The 19,872-nt window shown below is 67.5% G+C and carries 17 protein-coding genes, 2 tRNA genes and 1 other RNA gene; 10 read left to right on the top strand and 10 right to left on the bottom strand.

Annotated elements, in window-relative coordinates; genetic code table 11:
- Positions 1 to 10: 10 nt before the first annotated feature.
- From parE to aroA, 3 genes are read right to left on the bottom strand one after another with little or no spacing between them, the layout of a single operon-like run.
- Positions 11 to 1,972, bottom strand: coding sequence for a DNA topoisomerase IV subunit B (gene parE / locus RT91_RS01530; protein ID WP_007424232.1), 1,962 nt, complete (start codon positions 1,970 to 1,972; stop codon positions 11 to 13).
- A gap of 25 nt (positions 1,973 to 1,997) precedes the next feature.
- Complete coding sequence (cmk, locus tag RT91_RS01535) at positions 1,998 to 2,636, bottom strand: (d)CMP kinase (RefSeq protein ID WP_011941221.1); 639 nt, start codon at positions 2,634 to 2,636, stop codon at positions 1,998 to 2,000.
- Entirely contained in the window at positions 2,633 to 3,970 is a 1,338-nt protein-coding gene (gene aroA / locus RT91_RS01540) for a 3-phosphoshikimate 1-carboxyvinyltransferase (protein WP_007424234.1), read from the bottom strand. Before aroA ends, cmk begins: the two co-directional genes overlap by 4 nt.
- 138 nt (positions 3,971 to 4,108) lie before the next feature.
- Here aroA and RT91_RS01545 point away from each other — a divergent pair, with 138 nt between their 5' ends.
- The 8 genes from RT91_RS01545 (at position 4,109) to rpmG (ending at position 11,993) form a co-directional block, all read left to right on the top strand.
- On the top strand, positions 4,109 to 4,432 hold the full coding sequence (locus tag RT91_RS01545; protein ID WP_007424235.1) for a TIGR02300 family protein: 324 nt from the start codon (positions 4,109 to 4,111) through the stop codon (positions 4,430 to 4,432).
- Between the two features lie 112 nt (positions 4,433 to 4,544).
- Positions 4,545 to 4,736: a hypothetical protein gene (locus RT91_RS01550; protein ID WP_035185292.1), complete on the top strand. Its 192-nt coding sequence runs from the start codon at positions 4,545 to 4,547 to the stop codon at positions 4,734 to 4,736.
- 85 nt (positions 4,737 to 4,821) lie between these two features.
- Positions 4,822 to 6,051: a CaiB/BaiF CoA-transferase family protein gene (locus RT91_RS01555; RefSeq protein WP_051788116.1), complete on the top strand. Its 1,230-nt coding sequence runs from the start codon at positions 4,822 to 4,824 to the stop codon at positions 6,049 to 6,051.
- Between the two features lie 14 nt (positions 6,052 to 6,065).
- Entirely contained in the window at positions 6,066 to 6,905 is an 840-nt protein-coding gene (locus tag RT91_RS01560) for an alpha/beta fold hydrolase (protein ID WP_007424237.1), read from the top strand.
- Positions 6,905 to 7,756: a YihY/virulence factor BrkB family protein gene (locus RT91_RS01565; protein WP_011941225.1), complete on the top strand. Its 852-nt coding sequence runs from the start codon at positions 6,905 to 6,907 to the stop codon at positions 7,754 to 7,756. Before RT91_RS01560 ends, RT91_RS01565 begins: the two co-directional genes overlap by 1 nt.
- A gap of 185 nt (positions 7,757 to 7,941) precedes the next feature.
- Entirely contained in the window at positions 7,942 to 10,179 is a 2,238-nt protein-coding gene (gene rnr, locus RT91_RS01570) for a ribonuclease R (RefSeq protein WP_035185293.1), read from the top strand.
- 8 nt (positions 10,180 to 10,187) lie between these two features.
- A complete protein-coding gene (locus RT91_RS01575) occupies positions 10,188 to 11,780 on the top strand; it encodes a S41 family peptidase (RefSeq protein WP_035185296.1) in 1,593 nt (530 codons plus the stop codon).
- A gap of 45 nt (positions 11,781 to 11,825) precedes the next feature.
- The gene (rpmG, locus tag RT91_RS01580) at positions 11,826 to 11,993 is read left to right on the top strand and encodes a 50S ribosomal protein L33 (protein ID WP_007424241.1); all 168 of its coding nucleotides are present in this window, start codon (positions 11,826 to 11,828) and stop codon (positions 11,991 to 11,993) included.
- Between the two features lie 163 nt (positions 11,994 to 12,156).
- On the opposite strand, the gene lpxB is transcribed toward rpmG, so the two are convergent.
- The 4 genes from lpxB to RT91_RS01600 all read right to left on the bottom strand — a co-directional run bounded on the left by lpxB (position 12,157) and on the right by RT91_RS01600 (position 16,502).
- A complete protein-coding gene (lpxB, locus tag RT91_RS01585) occupies positions 12,157 to 13,296 on the bottom strand; it encodes a lipid-A-disaccharide synthase (RefSeq protein WP_035185298.1) in 1,140 nt (379 codons plus the stop codon).
- Positions 13,293 to 14,168: a carbon-nitrogen hydrolase family protein gene (locus RT91_RS01590; protein WP_035185299.1), complete on the bottom strand. Its 876-nt coding sequence runs from the start codon at positions 14,166 to 14,168 to the stop codon at positions 13,293 to 13,295. Before RT91_RS01590 ends, lpxB begins: the two co-directional genes overlap by 4 nt.
- Positions 14,165 to 14,686, bottom strand: coding sequence for a GNAT family N-acetyltransferase (locus RT91_RS01595; RefSeq protein ID WP_007424244.1), 522 nt, complete (start codon positions 14,684 to 14,686; stop codon positions 14,165 to 14,167). The genes RT91_RS01590 and RT91_RS01595 overlap by 4 nt, the downstream gene beginning before the upstream one ends.
- A gap of 88 nt (positions 14,687 to 14,774) precedes the next feature.
- Entirely contained in the window at positions 14,775 to 16,502 is a 1,728-nt protein-coding gene (locus RT91_RS01600) for a cytochrome c (protein WP_007424245.1), read from the bottom strand.
- Positions 16,503 to 16,670: 168 nt separating this feature from the next.
- On the opposite strand from RT91_RS01600, the gene RT91_RS01605 reads away from it, so the two are divergent.
- Positions 16,671 to 16,746: transfer RNA gene (locus RT91_RS01605), tRNA-Lys, on the top strand.
- 175 nt (positions 16,747 to 16,921) lie between these two features.
- Here RT91_RS01605 and RT91_RS01610 read toward each other — a convergent pair.
- The 3 genes from RT91_RS01610 to thyX form a co-directional block, all read right to left on the bottom strand.
- Positions 16,922 to 16,996: transfer RNA gene (locus RT91_RS01610), tRNA-Thr, on the bottom strand.
- Between the two features lie 46 nt (positions 16,997 to 17,042).
- Positions 17,043 to 18,269 (bottom strand): 5-aminolevulinate synthase, encoded by a 1,227-nt coding sequence (gene hemA / locus RT91_RS01615; RefSeq protein ID WP_007424802.1) that lies wholly within the window; start codon positions 18,267 to 18,269, stop codon positions 17,043 to 17,045.
- A gap of 139 nt (positions 18,270 to 18,408) precedes the next feature.
- Positions 18,409 to 19,341, bottom strand: a complete 933-nt coding sequence (gene thyX / locus RT91_RS01620) for an FAD-dependent thymidylate synthase (protein ID WP_007424803.1) — start codon at positions 19,339 to 19,341, stop codon at positions 18,409 to 18,411.
- Positions 19,342 to 19,401: 60 nt separating this feature from the next.
- On the opposite strand from thyX, the gene ssrA reads away from it, so the two are divergent.
- Positions 19,402 to 19,744: a transfer-messenger RNA gene (gene ssrA, locus RT91_RS20050) on the top strand.
- Positions 19,745 to 19,872: the final 128 nt, after the last annotated feature.

Below are 19,872 nucleotides of genomic sequence, written 5' to 3' on the forward strand. Positions count from 1 at the left end.
ATGAACTGAGTCAGACGTCGAGTTCCTGCACGCTCGAGGCATGGTCCTGGATGAAGCGGAAGCGCAGCTCGGGCTTCCGCCCCATCAGGCTCTCGACGATTTCCGCCGTTTCAGCTCGTGCCTCGGGCGGGGCGAGAACGCGCAGCAGCACGCGGCGCTTCGGGTCCATCGTGGTTTCCTTGAGAATTGCCGGCGGCATCTCGCCAAGCCCCTTGAAGCGGCTGATCTCGACCTTGGCGTTCGCCTTGAACGCCGTCTTCACCAGCCGGTCGCGCTCGCCATCGTCCATCGCATAGACCGACTTGCCGCCCTGGGTGAGGCGGTAGAGCGGCGGCTGGGCGAGATAGACATGGCCACCGCGGATCAGTTCCGGCAACTCGCGGTAGAAGAACGTCATCAGCAGCGACGCGATGTGAGCACCGTCAACATCGGCGTCGGTCATGATGATGATCCGGCCGTAGCGTAGCGCGTCGATCTGGAACCGGTCGCCGACGCCGCAGCCCAGCGCCTCGATCAGGTCTTTCAGTTCCTGGTTCTGCCGGAGCTTCTCGGTGGAGGCGGAGGCGACGTTGAGGATCTTGCCGCGCAGCGGCAGCACCGCCTGGGTCTCGCGGTTGCGCGCCTGCTTGGCCGAGCCGCCAGCCGAATCGCCCTCGACCAGAAAGATCTCGGTATCCTCGCGGCTCTCGCGCGAGCAATCGGTCAGCTTGCCGGGCAGGCGAAGGCGTCGCGTGGCGGATTTGCGCGGCGTGTCCTTCTGCTCGCGGCGGCGGATGCGTTCCTCCGCCCGCTCGATCACGAAGGCGAGAAGATTGTCGGCGTTCGCCGGATCGCCGGTGAGAAAATGCTCGAACCGGTCGCGCAGCGCCGCCTCGGTCAGTTTCTGCGCCTCGGGCGAGGTCAGCTTTTCCTTGGTCTGGCCCTGGAATTGCGGGTCGCGGATGAACAGCGAGAGCTTGGCGGCGAGCGCGCCGGTCGCATCCTCGGCGGTGATCACCGCGGCGCGCTTGTTGCCGCGCTGCTCGCCGAAGCCGCGCAGGCCCTTGAGCAGGGCGGCGCGGAACCCCGCCTCATGCGTGCCGCCGAGCGTCGTCGGGATCGTGTTGCAATAGGTCGAGAGCGTGGCCTCGCCGGCTTCCAGCCAGGCGCAGGCCCACTCGATCCGCCCGGCATCGTCCGGCAGGTCGGCCTGCCCGGCCCAGACCGGGGCGACGAGCTTCGGCGCGGCGCCCAGTTCCTCCGCCAGCGAATCGGCGAGGCCGCCGGGGAAATGCAGTTCCGCCTGCGCCGGCACATCGGCACCCGCCGCGATCAGCGCCGCATCGCACGTCCAGCGGATCCGCACGCCGCGGAACAGATAGGCCTTCGAGCGGCACATGCGGTAGAGCCGCGCCGGGCTGAACTTCTTGTCGCCGAAAATCTCGGGATCGGGGACGAAGCGGATCAGCGTGCCGCGCCGGTTCGGCGTCGCCCCGGCATTGACCAGCTTGGTCAGCGGCTTGCCGCGGGCATAATCCTGTTTCCAGAGGGTTTTCTCGCGGGCGACCTCGACCTCCAGCCGCTCGGCCAGCGCGTTCACCACCGAAGAGCCGACGCCGTGCAGACCGCCCGAGGTGGCATAGGCCTTGCCGGCGAACTTGCCGCCGGAATGCAGGGTGGTGAGAATCACCTCGAGTGCCGACTTGTCGCGGAATTTCGGGTGCGGATCGACCGGGATGCCGCGCCCGTTATCGCGCACCGTGAGCAGGTTGCCGGGCGCAAGCGTCATCTCGATGATCGAGGCGTGGCCGGCTACGGCCTCGTCCATCGCGTTGTCGAGCAGTTCGGCGGCGAGGTGGTGCATCGCCGCATCGTCGGTGCCGCCGATATACATGCCGGGGCGCCGGCGAACCGGTTCCAGCCCTTCGAGAACCTCGATGTCCTTGGCGGAATAGCTCGCCTGGCCGGCGGCCTGCTCGAACAGATCGGTCACGCTGTCTCCTCTGGTCCGGGCGGGGTTACCCCCGCGCGAGTACCTTGTTCACCAGATCGGCCGCCGCGGTAAAGGCATGATTGGCATCCATTTGGCTCGTGTCGAGCAGCAAGGCGTCCTTCGCCTGCACTAGCGGGGCGGCGGCGCGGGTGCGGTCGGCCTCGTCGCGGGCGGCAAGTTCGGCGCGCACCGAGTCGAAGCCGGGATCGATTCCGTGGGCGAGGCGCTCCAGATGCCGGCGTTTCGCCCGCACATCCAGCGAGGCGGTGACGAAGAGTTTCACATCGGCCTCGGGAAACACGATCGTGCCGATGTCCCGCCCGTCCAGCACCGCGCCGGAGGCGTCGGCGAATCGGCGCTGGAAGTCGAGCAGCGCGGCGCGCACCGGCTTGATCGAGGCGACGGCGCTGGCCGCGCGGTCGACCTCAGGGGTGCGCAGATCGCCGCGTTCGAGATCGAGCCGGCTGAGTGAGCGGGCCTGTTCCTCGCTGGCCGCCGGATCGGCCGGATCGCCGCCACGGTCGAGCACGCGGCGCGCCACGGCGCGGTAGAGCAGGCCGGTATCGAGATAGGGCAGGTTGAAGGCGGCGGCGAGGCGGCGCGCGAGCGTGCCCTTGCCGGAGGCGGCCGGCCCGTCGATCGCGATGACGATCGGCCGCGTCACGCCGCCGCCTCGATCGCCGCGCCGATTCCGCGCATCAGCGGCAGGAAGCCGGGGAAGCTCGTATCGATAAAGCGCGCATCGTCGATGGTCACCGGGGTCTCGGTCGCGAGGCCCATGACGAGCGCGCTCATTGCCAGGCGGTGATCCATATGCGTCGCCACCGTGGCGCCGCCGCGCGCGCCGCCGCCCTCGATGATCAGGTCGTCGCCGTCCACCTGCGCCTTGACGCCATTGGCGGTGATCATGGCGAGCGTCGCGGCCAGCCGGTCGCTTTCCTTCACCCGCAGCTCCGCGAGGCCACGCAGCCGCGAGCTGCCGCGCGCCATCGCGCAGGCGACGGCGAGAATCGGGTATTCGTCGATCATCGAGGGGGCGCGTTCCGCCGGCACATCGACGGCGCGCAGATCCGAGGCGGTGACGATGAGATCGCCCACGGGCTCGCCGCCGGCCTCGCGGGCATTTACGATCTCGATCGCTGCTCCCATCTCGCGCAGGGTGAGGAACAGCCCGGTCCGCAGCGGGTTCAGCCCGACGCCCCCGATCGTGACGCGCGAGCCCGGCACGATCAGCGCGGCGACGATCGGGAAGGCGGCCGACGACGGATCGCCCGGCACGACGACATCCGCGCCGCGCAGCTCCGGCTGTCCCCGCAGGCGGATCAGCTTGCCCGTGCCATGCGCGGCCACCTCCACCTCGGCGCCGAAATGGCGGAGCATGTTCTCGGAATGGTCGCGGGTCGGCTCCGGTTCCTCGATCTCGGTGATGCCGCGGGCGTTCAGCCCGGCGAGCAGCAGCGCCGACTTCACCTGCGCGGAGGCGACCGGCAGCCGGTAGGAGAGCGGCATCGCCTCGGCGGCACCGCGCACCGAAAGCGGCAGGCGCCCGCCCTCTCGCGCGGCGAAGACGGCGCCTGTCGCGCCCAGCGGATCGATCACCCGGCGCATCGGCCGGCGGCGGAGCGAGGCATCGCCGGTCATCACGGCGAAAATGTCGTGGCTCGCGAGAATGCCGCAGAGCAGCCGCGCGGCGGTGCCGGAATTGCCCATGTCGAGCACGTCGTCCGGGCTCTGCAACCCGCCGATGCCGGGGCCGGAGGCGCGCCAGGCACCCGGGCCGGTACGCTCCACCGTCGCGCCCAGCGCGCGCATCGCGGCGGCGGTCCGCAGCACGTCCTCGCCTTCCAGCAGGCCGGAAATCCGGGTTTCACCGACCGCGAGGCCGGCGAACATCAGCGCGCGATGCGAAATCGACTTGTCGCCCGGAACGGTGATCGTGCCGGTGAGCGGCGTGGCAGGGCGGCGTGAGGTCTGGGGCAGCGTTGCGGCGTGTTCCATGGCGCGGCGCTTACCACGAGTGGACGATTTTGCCAGCCATCATTGTCGGCGGCCGTCAGGGTTTGACAAGCAGGGCGATGGGTGGCATGGCGCCCGCCCTGACGGACTCCACCGCTCACCCTGGAATGCGAGGCTCTCATGGCGAAGCCTGAACTTGGCGACAAACATACCTGTGTGTCCTGCGGCGCGCGCTTTTTCGACCTCGGCAAGGTTCCGGCCGTCTGCCCGAAATGCGGCACCGAACAGCCGGCCGAGCAGCCGAAGCTCAAGCGCAGCGTACCAATGCCCGACGACGCCAAGAAGCCGGCCAAGGCGCAGACCACCGAGGACGACGTCGACACGGACGACGTGGAGGATACCGGCGACGACGATATCCTGACGGATGCCGATGATCTCGAGGACGACGATGCGATCGATGCCGATATCGAGGTCGAGCGCGACAGTGACGAGAACGAAAGATAATTTTCCTTTCCGGGTCGAATTTGTTTACCGGATTGTAATCTGGAGCGGGTCATGTTCGGGCGCAGCCAAAAACGGCTGTTCCTGAAGGACACTCCTGAGAAGGAAACCCGCGATGACCCAGTTCGCCCCGGCGAAAATCGCCGACCATCACGAGCCGATCGTCAGCCCGCTCATTCTTGTCGACCGCCTGATTTCGCTGGCGCAGGATGCCGAGCGCGCCGGGTTGCCGGCCGTCGCCAACCGGCTGGTTCGCCTTGCCCTGCGCAGCTGCGTTCCGCCCGCCGGCGGCACGCATCGCCACTGATCCGCCGTCGTCGCGTTCCGACCTCCCGTTTTTGACCTGACTTCACAGGCTCGCTATTGCGGGTCGCGTTGACGGGAGGTCATGAATGTCTGAACAGCCATCCGCTGGAACCGCGTCGCCCTCGGGCCCGCTAGCCGGACTGACGGTATTCGATCTGACGCGAGTGCTCGCCGGTCCCACCTGCGTGCAGATGCTGGCCGATCTCGGGGCCGAGGTGATCAAGATCGAGAAGCCGGGCAGCGGCGACGATACCCGTGGATTCGCGCCTCCCGCGCTGCCGGGCACCGAGCAGAGCGCCTATTTCGCCGGCGCCAATCGCAACAAACGGTCCGTGACGCTCGATATCGCAAAGCCCGAGGGCCAGAAGCTGGCGCGCGCGCTGATCGCGAAGAGCGATATCCTGGTCGAGAACTTCAAGGTCGGCACGCTGCCGCGCTACGGCCTCGGCTATGACGATCTCAGGGCCGACAATCCGGGGCTGATCTATTGCTCGATCACCGGATTCGGCCAGACCGGCCCCTATGCGTCCCGCCCCGGCTACGACAGCCTGATCCAGGCCATGGGTGGCATCATGTCGCTTACCGGCGTGCCGGATGGCCAGCCGATGAAGGTGGGCGTGCCGGTCGCCGACCTTTTTGCCGGGCTCTACGGCGCGATCGGCGTGCTCGCCGCGCTGCGCCACCGGGAAATCACCGGGCAGGGCCAGCACATCGATATCGGCATGCTGGACACGCATGTCGCCTGGCTCGCAAATCAGGGCATGAACTACCTCGCCACCGGCAAGAATCCCCCGCGCCTCGGCAATGAGCACCCGAATATCGTTCCCTATCAGGTTTTCGCGACCGAAGACGGCCATATCGTCCTCTCGATCGGTAACGACCCGACCTTCGCGCGTTTCTGCAACGCATTCGGACTGGAGCATCTGCTGGCTGACGAGCGGTTCGCCACGAATGCCGCCCGCGTCGCCAATCGCGCCTTTGTGACCGACACCCTCGCCGCGGTTCTGGCGCGGCATCCGTCCGCCTGGTGGCTGGAACGGCTGGAAGACCTGAAGATCGGCTGCGGCCCGATCAACACGCTGGAGCAGGTCTTCGCCGATCCGCACGTGATCGCGCGCGGCAACCTGATCGAAATGACCAGAAGCGATGGCGTGCCGGTGAAGCTCGTCGCCAATCCGGTCCGCCTGTCGGAAACGCCGGTGGATTATCGCCTCGCACCTCCCATGTTGGGAGAGCATACCGACGAGGTGCTGACCAACATGCTGGGACTCGACGAACCGGCCCGCGCCGCGCTGCGCCGGGACGGCATCATCTGAAGGACGGCCGGATCGTGGCGCGGCAGGGTTTCGTTCCCTATCTGCTCGGCAACGATTTCCACCGGCTCGCCTTCGTGGAATTCGGCAACCCGGCCGCGCCGGCCGTGCTCTGCGTGCATGGCCTGACCCGCAACGGGCGCGATTTCGACATTCTCGCGGACAGCCTGGCCGATCGCTATCATGTGATCTGCCCCGACCTACCGGGCCGCGGACGATCGGAATGGCTGCGCGACGGGGCGCTCTATCAGCCCCCTTCCTACGTCATCGCGCTGGCGCATCTGCTCGCCTGGCTGAACAAGCCGGTTGCCTGGGTCGGCACGTCGCTGGGCGGGATCTGCGGCATGATGGTCGCCGCCGCGGCGCACACGCCGATCACCCGCCTCGTGCTCAACGATATCGGCCCGCATATTCCCGCCGCGGCGCTCGGCCGGATCCGCGACTACATGGGCGAGGCACCCGCTGCCTTTCCCGATCTTGCGGCGCTCGAAGCCCATCTGCGCACCGTGCATGCGCCGTTCGGCCCGCTGACCGATCCGCAATGGGCCGCTCTCGCGCTTCACTCGGCACGGCCCGTCGAGGGCGGCGGGCTCGCGTTGCATTACGATCCCGCGATCGCCGAACCGATCCGCGCCTCGGTGCCCATGGATGCCGATCTCGGCGCGATCTGGACGGCGATCCGCGTGCCGGTGCTTGCCCTTCGCGGCGCCACCAGCGACCTGCTGACCGAAGCGACCCTCGCGCGCATGGAGGAGGATGGCGCCGCCACGCATACCGTGCCGGCATGCGGCCACGCGCCGGCGCTGATGGACGGGCCGACCATCGCGGTGATCCGGCGGTTTCTGGATGGCGCCTGATGCGCTGGCGGACGCGCCTCGACCTTTGGTTCAGGGCGCTGCGCGCGGCCGCGATCGAAGTGATGAGCGGGGAGATGTCGCTCGTCGCCGCCGGTTGCGCCTTTTACGCCACCCTGGCCCTGTTCCCGGCGATGACGGCGCTGATTTCGCTCTACGGCCTCGCATTCAACCCGGTAACGGTCGAACCGCAGCTTCTCTATCTGAAACATCTGATGCCGCCGGCCGCCTTCGCGCTGATCGGCGGGCGGATCCAGCAACTGGTTTCCGGCGGCAAGACGACGCTCGGCATCGGCCTCGTCATCTCGCTGGGCTTCACGCTCTATTCCTCGGCTTCCGGCATCAAGTCGCTGATCTACGCGCTGAACGTGATCCACAAGCGGCAGGAAACGCGCGGCTTCTTCGAGTTTCAGGCGGTGACCCTGGCGATGACGCTGATTGCCATGCTCGGCGCCGTCATCGCTATCGCCGTGCTGGTCGGCATGCCACTGGTGCTTGCCTTCCTGGGCCTTGCCAAGGCGCCGGCGGTGCTGACGGTGCTGCCCGGATTCGCCCTGCTGATCGGGTCGATGGGTCTGGCGCTCGGCCTGCTCTACCGATTCGGGCCGGCCTTCGGGCGCGATGCGGGGCACCCGGTCGTACCCGGCGCGCTGGTCGCGATTCTGGTCTGGCTCGTCGTGTCCTATGGCTTTGCGGTCTATGTTGGCCAATTCGCGGCCTATAGCCGCACCTACGGGCCCCTGGCGACGATCATCGGTCTGATGATGTGGTTCTATCTGAGCGCCTATGCCGTGCTGTTCGGGGCGCTGTTCAACGCCACGCTCGACCGCGCGTCTGTGGCATTCCGGCCATAGTTGGAAAACTTGCCGCGCCACCATACGGGAAACACTGCATCAGCGTTGTCGGCCAGCCACATAGGGTCTATGCGGTTAACATTGGACAAAACTTCTGATGTGTGGGGCGCTGCCGTGCACCGATTCCAGGCGGTATTCCGGGTTTCGGGCGAGAGGATCGTGATGATGCGCCGCCGCGGTGGCGCATGACCCGGAAGCCCGTCCGCCGATCCGCCGAACTGCCGACCGAGGCTGTGCTGCGCGAGTTCATCGCCGAAGCTGGAACCCGGCTGCGCAAGGGCGACATTGCCCGCGCCTTCGGCCTCGGCCCCGACCAGAAACCGGCGCTGCGGGCGATGCTGCGGAATCTCGAACGCGATGGCATGCTGGTCCGCGCCGGCGGGCGGCAGGTGCGCGCGGCCGAGGCGCTGCCGGAACGCTGCGTCGTCGAGATCACCGGCACCGATCGTGACGGCGACCCGCTTGCCCGGCCGGTCGGCTGGGATCGGCCGGGCAAGCCGCCGATCATCTTCATGCTGCCCGAAAAGCGCGGCCACGCTGCGCTCGCGCCCGGCGCGCGGGTGCTGGCCCGGCTGCGACGGATCGACGACGACCGTTACGAAGGCCGCACGGTCCGGCGGCTCGACGAGGAGCCGGCCAGCATCATCGGCGTGTTCCGCGCCGAGGGAGAGGGCGGCTGGATCGAGCCGGTCGACCGCAAGAGCCGCGCCGAATGGAAGGTGCCGCCGGGCGAAACCGCCGGTGCCGAAAGCGGCGACGTGGTGCGCGCCATGCCCTTGCCGGCCTTCGGCTACGGGCCGAAGCCGGCGCGGATCGCCGAGCATCTCGGCCGGATGGGCGATGCGCGCTCGATCAGCCTGATCGCCATCGCGGCACTGGGGATTCCGGCCGACTTCCCGGAGACCGCGATCGACGAGGCGAAGCGCGCCCGCGGCGTCCGCCCCGGCCGGCGGACCGATCTGCGCGAAGTGCCGCTGGTGACGATCGACGGCGCCGATGCGCGCGACTTCGATGACGCCGTCTTCGCCGAACCCGCCGGGCCGGGGCATCGCATCGTCGTCGCCATCGCCGATGTCGCGCATTACGTGCGCCCCGGCTCGGCGCTCGACCGCGAGGCGCTCAAGCGCGGCAACTCGGTCTATTTCCCCGACCGCGTGGTGCCGATGCTGCCCGAGGCGCTCTCCAACGGCTGGTGCAGCCTGCGGCCGGGCGAGGACAGGGGATGCCTGTTCGTCGAGATGATCGTCGACGCCGAGGGCCGCAAGCTGAGCCACAAATTCGGCCGCGGCCTGATGCGCAGCTTCGCCCGCCTCACCTACGAGGAGGTGCAGGGCGCCTTCGAGTCCGGCTGGGAAGCCGATCTGCCGGACGGGACGATCGGCCATCTCTACGCCGCCTATCGCACGCTGCTGGCGGCGCGGCAGGCCCGCGGCACGCTCGATCTCGACCTGCCGGAGCGCAAGATCACGCTCGACGAGGCTGGCCGGGTGACGGACGTGGCGCCGCGCCCGCGGCTCGACAGCCACCGGCTGATCGAGGAGTTCATGATCCTCGCCAATGTCGCGGCGGCGGAGGAGCTGGAACGGCTGCGCCAGCCGTGCATGTATCGCGTGCACGCCCCGCCCTCGCCGGAAAAGCTCGATTCGCTGCGCAATCTGCTGGCGACGTTCGAGATTTCGCTCAAGCCCGGCGACCAGCTCCACCCGCGCGACCTTGATCATGTGCTGCGCCTTGTTGCCGGTAGCGATGCGGCGCCGCTGGTGAACGAGGCGGTGCTGCGCAGCCAGAGCCAGGCGGAATACGCGCCGGAGAATATCGGCCATTTCGGCCTGGCGCTGAACAGCTACGCGCATTTCACCTCGCCGATCCGCCGGTATGCCGATCTTCTGGTCCATCGCGCGCTCATCGCCGGACTGAAGCTCGGCACAGACGGGCTGCGCCCCGAACACGCCGACGGATTCGAAACCATCGCGGCGGCGATCACCTCGACCGAGCGCCGCGCCACCGATGCCGAGCGGCAATCGGCCGACCGCTATCTTGCCGCCTATCTGGCCGACCGGATCGGCGAGGATTTCAGCGCGCGGGTCAGCGGGGTGACGCGGTTCGGCCTGTTCGTCACGCTCGATGCGACCGGCGCGTCCGGTTTCGTGCCGATGGCGCTGCTGCCCGACGATTTCTGGCATTTCGACGAGGCCGATGGCACGCTGTCCGGCACCCGCTCGCGCGTGGTGTTCCGCCTGGCCGATCCGGTGCTGGTGCGGCTGCGCGAGGCGAAGCCGGTGACCGGCGGGCTGCTGTTCACCCTGATCGAGGGCGGCAGCGCGCCGGGCGAGGGCGGTGGACAACATCGCCGGTTGCCTGCCCGCAAGGGCGGCAGGAAGCCGGGCCGCGCGCCCGCCAGGCACAAGCGCAGCCGCCGATGAAACGCCGGATGGCCCGTTCGCTCGCTCGTCGTTCCCGGGCGCACCGCGCCCGCCGGCCGGCGCTCGTGCGGCCGATCCGCCGGATTGTCACAGTGCTGTGCGTGATGCTGCCGATCTGCGGCGCCCAGGCGGGCCAGCGTGGCTTCGACTCGACTCACGCCGCCGCCGTCTGGGGCGCTGCCCTCGCCTTCATGGCGCCCCGCACGTTGCAGCCGCTCGGCATTCCGCGCATGGCGGTATGGGGATTGTCCGGCATTACCGCGCTGGACCCCGATCTCACCGTGCAGGAACAATCGGGAAAGTTGCTGCTCTTCGGACCCAATCGGGTGATTTTCGCAACCTTGGCGCCGCCGGTCGGCGACGCGGCGAAATGGGGCGTGGCCTGCGCTGCTGTCGCCGCGCATGCCTTCGCGGCTTCGCCCACGATCGAGCGCGCCGGCACCGGCGGCATGATCCGCAGCTTCTTCGACGAGCTGTTCAATCATTTCGACCCTTATTCCCGCTATGTCGCGCCGCGCGAGGCCGCGACGGAGCGCGCGCTGCGGCTGGGCCTTGGCGGAATCGGCATGACCCTGGCGCGGCACGACCGCATCGTGACGATCACCGGCGTCACGCCGTCGAGCCCGGCCGACCGGGCCGGGATCGCGCCGGGCATGCAGCTTCTGGCGATCGACGGGCGGGATGCAGCCGCGCAACCGGTCGCCCAGCTGCAACAGGAACTTGCCGGCCCGATCGGCAGCATGATCGATCTGACGATCCGGCCCGGGCACAGCCTGCCGCAGACGATCACCCTGGCCCGGGCCCTGGTGCCGACGCAGAGCGTCGCCGGGCAGATCGACGATGGCATCGCCCATATCCGCGTTCTCGGCTTCGACCACGGCACGGCGCGGCAGTTCGCCGCGGTTCTCGCGCAACTCGTGCAGGCGCAGCCCGCCCCGAAGGGAATCGTGATCGATCTCCGCGGCAATCGCGGCGGTGTCCTGCGGCAGTCGGTGCTCAGCCTCGACACGCTGCTCTCGCAAGGCACGATCATCCACACGATCGGCCGCGATCCGGCGGCCAACAAGGTATGGCATGCCGAGGGGGCCGATATCGCGCACGGCCTGCCGGTGGTCGTGCTGGTCGATGGCGGCACCGCGAGCGCCGCCGAGGTGTTCTCGGCCGCGATCGCCGACAACGACCGCGGCGTCGTTCTCGGCAGTGCGACACTCGGCAAGGGGCTGGTGCAGAGCGTCACCGAACTTCCGGGCGGGGGCGAGCTGTTTGTCACTTGGAGCAGGATGATCGCCCCACGCGGCTGGCCGCTGCAAAGTCTTGGCGTGTTTCCGCAGGTCTGCACCAGCCTTGGCACCGACCAGCTCGCGAAGCAGATCAACGCGCTGCGGCATGGCGTCGACCTGCTGGCAAAGCCGCTGGCCGAAACCCGTGCGGCCAGGGCGCCGATGCCGCTCGCCGAGGTGCTGGCCCTGCGAGAAGCCTGCCCGGCCGCGATCGGCGGCAACGGCTACGAACGGGCGGCGGCCGCGCTGATCGATCATCCGGCCGCGTATCGCGCCGCCCTGATCCGCCCGCTGCTCCCGCATGCCCGCGCCGGGGGTTGACCAGGCCGGCAAGGTCGATCATATCGGCGCGATCGGAGAATACGCATGGCCAAGACGAACACTGTTCAGATCAAACTGGTTTCCACCGCCGACACCGGCTTCTTCTACGTGACGAAGAAGAACGCGAAGGCGCAGACGGGCAAGCTCGAATTCCGGAAATACGATCCGGTCGCGCGCAAGCACGTGACCTTCAAGGAAGCCAAGATCAAGTAATCAACCGCGGAGCTTTGGCTCCGCGCCGTTGACACGCTTCGCTTGCTGATCGGCCCGAGCAATGCTTCGGGCCTTTTGGCGTTGTGGGGCGCGGAGAATCGCTTGTTCCTTGCGCCTATAGGCGGGCGCCGCGGCTTTTTGCGTGTGCAGGCCGGAACGCCGCTCAGAGCAGGTCGAGCACGGCCGTTGCCGCGGCTTCGCTGGGAGACGCCGATCCCGCGATGGCGAGCGTGGATAGGGCCGCGCTGAAGCCGGCCCGTTGCGCCGCAGCCCGCTCAGGGTCGCCGAGCAGCGAGGCGATTTCGGCGGAGAGGCGCTCTGGCGTACAGGCATCCTGCAACAGTTCCGGCACCAGTTCTTGCCCGGCGAGCAGGTTGATCATGGCGACGTGCGGCACCTTGATCAGCCGCCGGGCCAGCATCGCGCTGATCGGATTGACCCGGTAGGTGACCGCCATCGGCACGCCGGCCAGAGCCAGTTCCAGCGTCGAGGTGCCGGATTTCGTCAGCGCGGCTTCGGCGCCGGCGAAGGCGTCATACCGCTCGGCCACATTGGTGACGATCAGCGGCGGGCGCGGCCAGGCGGCCGCCTGCGCCTGCAACTCGTCGGCGAGTGCCGGCGCCGCGGCCAGCACCGGCACGAGATCCGGAAATCGTGGGCGGAGGCGTTCCACCGCCGCGCCGAAAACCGGCATCAGCCGGGCCGTTTCCGTGCGGCGGCTGCCAGGCATCAGGATCAGGGAACGCGCTGACTCCGCCAGGCCGAACCGGGCACGGAAGCGCGCAGGATCGCCGGCATCGGCACCGGATTCCAGCACCGGATGGCCGACAAAGACCGGGTTCAGCCCATGCGGTGCAAAGAAATCCGGCTCGAAGGGCAGGAGGCAGAGCAGCCGGTCCCACAGGCCGGGGAAGTGCTTTACCCGCCCCTGTCGCCAGGCCCAGACCTGGGGGGCGACGTAATGCACGCGGCGGAGTCCGAGCGGGGCGATTCGCCGGAGCAGGCGGAGCGTGAAGCCCGGACTGTCGATGGTCACGACGATGTCCGGCCGCCTCGCGGCAATGTCCGCTTCCGTCTGCTCGAGCCGGCGGCGCAGCCGGAAGAGCTTGGGCAGGACTTCCGCGAGGCCCATGAGCGCCAGTTCCTGCATCGGGAACAGCGAGGCAACACCCTGTTCGGCCATCCTCGCGCCGCCGATGCCGGCAACTTCGATGCCGCTGGCCCGCGCGCGCATGGCCGCGATCAGCCGCGCACCCAGCACGTCGCCGCTTGCTTCACCGGCGACGACATAAACCAGCGTCATGTCAGGCGGACGATTCGGGCCGGCGCCGGATCGTCCGGCCAGTCGGTCCGGTTGCGGACGGCTGGGTCGTCGCGCGTGGCGGCGAGGTGGGCGGGATCGAGCGTTGCGAACAGCAGGTCCGCCGCATCCAGCGCGCCGCGGGCCAGCAGCCCGTCTTCCGGAAACCCGCGATCGACCGGGCCGAAGACGCAGGCATAGCCGCGATTTTCATCCACGGCGGCGGACCAGGGCGCCATTCCGGTGGTTGGCGCGACGGCGGTGAAGCACTGGTTCTCCAGCGCCCGCGCGCGGGCCGACAGACGCACCCGGTTGAAGCCGTGCAGGGAGTCGGTGCAGGCCGGAATCAGGATCGTGTCCGCCCCGGCGAGCGCCTGTGCGCGCACCAGCAGGGGGAATTCCGAGTCGTAGCAGATGGCGATGCCAAGCCGGCCGAAATCGGTTTCGAACACCGAAGGGGGCCCGCCCGGCGTGATGCCCCAGCGCTCGGATTCGAAGCGCGTCATCACCCGCTTGTCCTGGAAGGCGATACGGCCGTCCCCGTCGATCAACGGCGCCCTGTTGCGGATATTGCCATCGGCGCCGCGCATCGGCACCGAGCCGGGCAGCAGCAGCAGGCGGTGGGTGCGGGCAATGGCGCGGAAACCCTCCACCAGGGTATCGGCGCGACTGACCACGGCGTCGAGTTCGGCGGCGACGTCCGGCGCGGCGACAAAAGCGCCGGCGAGCGCCATCGAGGCATATTCCGGCAGGATGAGCAGGTCGGCGCCGCCGGATTTCGCCTCATCCGCGAGGCGATCCACCCGATCGAGAAAATCGTCCAGCCCGGTCGGGCGGTGGATCGGGAAGGGGGAGAGAGCAACCCGCATGATCATGCGCCGCCGAGTGGCTTCATCCACACCTGGAGGCGGTTTTCCACCTCATGCGCGGCACCGATCTCGCGCCAGCGCATGCGGCAGACGAGACCGGACACCGGCGCGTAGCCGCGCTTGCGCCAGAAGACGTCGAGTGTGGTGGCATCCGTCGGGCGGCGCGGATCGGCGTTGTCGCGGATCACCGCGCAGAAGGCGGCCTGCGCGGCGTCGGAAACCGCCCGCGCGTGCGCCTCGCGTTCGCGGAAAAAGGCCACGCCGACGCCGCGGCCGCGATAGGCCGGCAGCAGGACCGACTCACCGAAATAGAAGACCGAGGCGGGATCGATCCCGGCGGCGCGGAACGGCGCCTGCATCGCCTCGTCCTCGTCGGTGAGCGGCAGGCAGGTGGAGGCGCCGACGATCGCATCGCCATCCCGCGCGATCACGATGGCGGCGCGCTCGCTCGCGGCATAGGTCGCGACATAGTCGCGCTCGTAAGCCTCGTTGCCCTCGTAGAGATAGGGCCAGGCGCGGAACACCTCGATCCGCAGCCGGGCGAGCGCCGCGAGATGCGGCAGGATCGCCGCACCCCGGAGAGTTTCGGTGGGAAGCAGCGGCTGAATGGCCTCAGCTCCCCTTCCTGGCGGCCGTGTCCATCGACGCCGCCTCGGAGAGGAAGCGCTGGATCGCCTTCTTCTTCTCCCCGAGCGACAGGCCGCGTTCCTGCGCCACGACCGGGCAATAGGCCGCCGTCAGGAATTCCGCCATGCGCTTCTGGGTAATGTCCGGATAGGCCTTGCGGATCGCGGCGACCAGCATGCGGGTGCGGTTGCCGAGCGTTGCCGGCGTGACGCCCTGCATAATCTCCATCGTGCCGTGGCCGGGCGAGACGAGGTCCTTCGTCAGCAGCGGGCAGTTCATCCTGCGCGCGGCGGCGGAGGCGATCGGCGGCAGGTCGAGATAGTCGGCGTCGGCCAGCGCGATGTCGTGCGGCGGGGTCGATGCGCGGATGCCCAGCACCTTGGCGGCATCGGCATCGGTCACGCCCTTGTTACCCCAGGCGGTGCGCACGTAGTTGGCGATCGCGGCGATCTGGGCGTCGTTCAGCATCGAACCGAAGGCGGGCATGGCCGGGCCGTTGGCGTGCCAGGGGATCATTCCGCCGAGCACGATGCCGATCACGTTGTCCGACGGGCCGTTGGTCACCGCGTCATTCCCGGCGAGATTCGGGAACACGTCCTTCACGCCCTTGCCGTCCGCTTGGTGGCAGGCGGCGCAGTTGTCGTCGTAGAGCGCCTTGCCCTGCGCGAGCTCGCCCGGGGCAAGCGCCACCTTCTTCACCGGGTTCTCGCGCGGCGGCGTCGCGGTCTGCAGATAGGCGGCAAGATCGTCGACATCCTGCCGCGGGAGCTGGCTCAGGCTGTAATCCACAACCGACTGCATCGGCCCGAATGCCGAGCCACGGTTCATGTTGCCGCCCTCATGCAGGTAGTCGACCAGGTCCTTCCGGCTCCACCCGCCGACGCCATAGGTCTTCGAGGAGGATATGTTCGGCGCATACCAGGGCTCGCCGAGGATCTGCGCTCCGGCCAGCGTATCGCCCGACTTGATGGCGAACAGCAGGTTGCGCGGCGAATGACACTCGCTGCAATGGCCGAGGGCTTCGGCGAGATAGGCGCCGTTGCGCACCGCGGGCGACCAGTCCTTCTTGTAATGGACCGGCGCGGTGCTGAAGAACATGATGCGCCAGCCGAGCAGCATCGCGCGGATGTTGAACGGGAAGCCGAGCCGGTTCGGTGCATGCGGTGCGTGCACGGCAGGTATGGCGTCGAGATAGGCCTTGATGGCCATCACATCCGGCCTCGTCAGCTTTGCATAGGATGTGTAGGGCATCGCCGGATAGAGATATTTCGGAAACACGCCCAGCGAACTGCCGGGCGAGACGCCGTAATGCAGGGCATTGTAGAATTGCCGCGGCGTCCATTTGCCGATGCCGGTCGTCTTGGCCGGGGTGATGTTGGGTGAGTAGAGCGTGCCGAACGGGGTGACGAAGGACAGTCCGCCGGAGAAAGGCTTTGCTCCCGGTGCCGTGTGGCAGGGCATGCAGTCCGCCGCGGCAGTGAGATATTCGCCGCGCCGCACCTGCGCGATCTCCGCCTGGCTCATGCCCTTGGTCACGGGTTCGGGCAGCGCCGGAAACGCCTCTGGCTTCGCCGCCGTCGGCGTCGGCATGTAGCCGCCCGCCTCCTGGCCGAACGCAGCCTCAATGCCGACGGCGCCGCTGGTCAATGCAATGAGAAGTGTGGCGGCCCAGAGCGGAGCGCGGCGAAAAATCGTCTTTTTTGAATGCGGCATCGGATTCTACCTGTGATCTGCATGGCGGGAGCGGGCGTGTCCGGTCAGATTTCTAATTCGCCATATCTACTGATTGATCAAGTAGGCCCGGCGCCTCTTCACAGACCGAACCGATCTTGCTAGACGCCCTGTGTCGACGCGATCTGCTTCGGATCGCGACGCCGGAATGGGCGCATAGCTCAGTTGGTAGAGCAGCTGACTCTTAATCAGCGGGTCCAAGGTTCGAGTCCTTGTGCGCCCACCATTCCAAATAAAGAAATTGCGAGATGAAGATGCCGCCGGGCAAACCGGCGTGCACGGCCCGTGCTTCACGTATGCTTCACTTTCCCCGGATAAGGTGAGACAAAGTGAGGCATTTGGCCGCCGGCTCGCGCTGGAAGCCAGCGACGTCATTCATCGCACAAGTCATTGATTTGAAATGGTGCCGACACCCAGGATTGAACTGGGGACCTACTGATTACGAATCAGTTGCTCTACCGCTGAGCTATGTCGGCGCTGCGCGAGGCTATAGCGAGGCTCGTCGCTGGCTGCAAGACCGGGTCAGGCCGCCACCGTTCCGGTTTCGCCGGAAAGAATATGACGCAAGGCGGCGACGAGCTGGTCCATCATCGCTTCCGTATGTTTGGGGCCCGGTGTGAAACGTAGCCGTTCGGTGCCAGCCGGTACCGTCGGGTAGTTGATCGGAGTTGCGTACATGCCGAATTCGCGGATCAGCCGCATCGAGACTTCGGTTGCCCGTGTCGCGTTGCCGATCATCAGCGGGACGATGTGGCTCTCTGTCGGCAGGCGCGGCAGGCCGGCCTGGTCGAATTTCGATTTCAGCAGATTTGCCCGTTCGAACAGTGTATCGCGCCGCGCCTGGTCGACCTTCAGCCGGCGGATCGAGGCAAGCGCCGCCGCGACGGTGGGCGGGGGCAGGGCGGTGGTGAAGATGAAGCCGGCCGCAACCGAGCGGATATAGTCGATCACGCTGGCATCGCCGGCGATGTAGCCGCCGTGGCAGCCATAGGCCTTGGCCAGCGTGCCCTCGATGATGGTGAGCCGATGGGCAACGCCGTCGCGCTCGGAGACGCCGGCACCGTGCGGCCCATACATGCCGACGGCGTGAACCTCGTCGAGATAGGTGATGGCGTTATACTTGTCGGCGAGGTCGCAGATCGCGCCGATCGGGGCGATGTCGCCGTCCATCGAATAGACGCTCTCGAAGGCGATCATCTTCGGCGCATCCGCCGGCGCCGCCGCAAGACGGGCTTCGAGATCGGCGAGGTCGTTATGGGCGAAGACATGCACAGTCGCCGCCTTGCCGCCCTTGATGCCGACGATCATCGAATTGTGGTTCTGCGCGTCGGAAAACACGTGCCAGCCGGGCATCGAGTTGAGGATCGCGGTCAGAGTCGCCTGGTTCGAGACATAGCCGGAGGTGAAGAGCAGGGCCGCATCCTTGCCGTGCAGGGCGGCGAGTTCGGCCTCGAGCGCGACGTGGATGGGGGAGGAGCCGGCGATGTTGCGCGTGCCGCCGGCGCCGGCGCCCATGGTGCGCGCGGCCTCGATCGAGGCTTCGATCACCTCGGGGTCGGTGCCCATGGCCAGATAGTCGTTTGAGGACCACACCAGAATGTCCTGGGTGCGGCCTTCCATCGTCACCTTGTAATAGGGGAAACGATCTGCCAGCTTTTCCAGCGCCACGAAGCGGCGGTAGCGGCCGGCGGCGCGGATGTCGGCCAGGGCCTTGTCGCATTGGGCGATGAACGGATGGTCGCGATTCATACGATGCTCCTCGTAGTCTCTCGGAGCCGGCGACGTGGCCGTGCCCGAACGTTGACTATTGCGGGGAAAGCGGCATCGCTCGTCAAGGACATAAGTTCAACCGGCGGACATATTTCGGAAAAATTTGACCGTACGCAGATCAGCCTGGCGTGGGCGGGGTGAGTGCGGCCATCATTTCCGCCCATTCGCGCTTCGACAGGCCGGATTGCGCTTGGTCGACGGGTTCGCCGGCCAGCATCCGGCGCAGGGCGGCGAGCATCGTGGCCGAGAAGGTCGCGGCCCCCATGCGGTAATCCTCGAAGGCGCGGCAACTGGCCGGAACCCAGGCGCGGGCGATATCGAGGATTGCCTCGGCATAGGCGCGGATCTCGTACTGGGCGTGGGGATCGGCGCGCAGGGACAGGAAGTGGAAGAGGTTGTGCAGGTCGGTCTTCCAGTACCACTGGGTGTAGGTGTTGAGGGTCAGGTTCATCCTGGCCAGTTCGCGCGCGAGGCCGCGGCGAGAGGGATCGGCGCCGCCTTCGTTCAGCATGCGCTCATAATGATTGTAATTCCGCTCGGCATCCGCGCGCAGCATGGCAAGCACCTCGGACGCCTCGTCGCCCTCGATCAGGTCTCCCCGACCTTGCCGGTTGCTGGCCGACTGGGCGGCGAGATTGGCCGGGGAGGGGATGTAGAATTCGCGGTCCATCACCGAATAGCGCGCGGAATATTCGTTCACGTTCGCGGTGCGATGGCGGATCCACTGGCGCGCGACGAAGATCGGCAGCTTCACGTGCAGCTTGATCTCGCACATTTCGAAGGGTGTGGAATGCCGGTGGCGCATGAGGTAGCGGATCAGTCCCTCGTCCTCGCTGACCTTGCGGGTGCCTCGGCCATAGGAGACGCGTGCCGCCTGCACGACGGCGGCATCATCGCCCATATAGTCGACGACGCGGACAAAACCGTGATCGAGCACCGGAATCGCGCTGAAAAGCATGGCCTCGAGCGTGGGTACGGTGGCGCGGCGGGTCGGCGTGGTTTCGGCGCGCGCGGCCTCGATCTCGGTCCGGTCGGAATCGCTGAGCGGCATGACGGCAGTCCCTGGTTGAGCGATCGTCCTATGCCCGTCCGGCGCCATCGGCAAGAACAGGATCTTTCACAGCCGGTGTCCTTCACCTATATAGAGCGTGTCGGGCAACCGACTATGGCGATAAACGATGCGTGGAATAAGCGTAGTGGACCCGGGGGCAGTACCCGGCGCCTCCACCAGTTTCCCCGCCGGTCCGGTTCGCATTGCGCAAATCGAACCGCCGGCGGTTTCATGGGGGCGAAACAGGCTCGACACGCGTGGTAAAGACCCATCTTTCGCTCGGCATGGTTCCGCCGTCATCGGGCCGTATCACAAGTGCCAACGATAACTTCGAGGCGCTCGCTGTCGCTGCATAAGCGATAAGCGCGGCACGGGGGGCGCCGGGCAACAGAAGCCCCCCACCTTGCCTTTTCCATATCCAGCAGAGCGCAAAAAAAACGGCCGGTCTTTGACCGGCCGGCATCACGTTGATCCAACTTAAAGAGGCTCCCTAAACTTGGCGGCTGGCGCCCGAACTCTTCACGCTCGCAG

The organism is Acidiphilium sp. JA12-A1 (genome assembly GCF_000724705.2).
Taxonomy (GTDB): domain Bacteria; phylum Pseudomonadota; class Alphaproteobacteria; order Acetobacterales; family Acetobacteraceae; genus Acidiphilium; species Acidiphilium multivorum.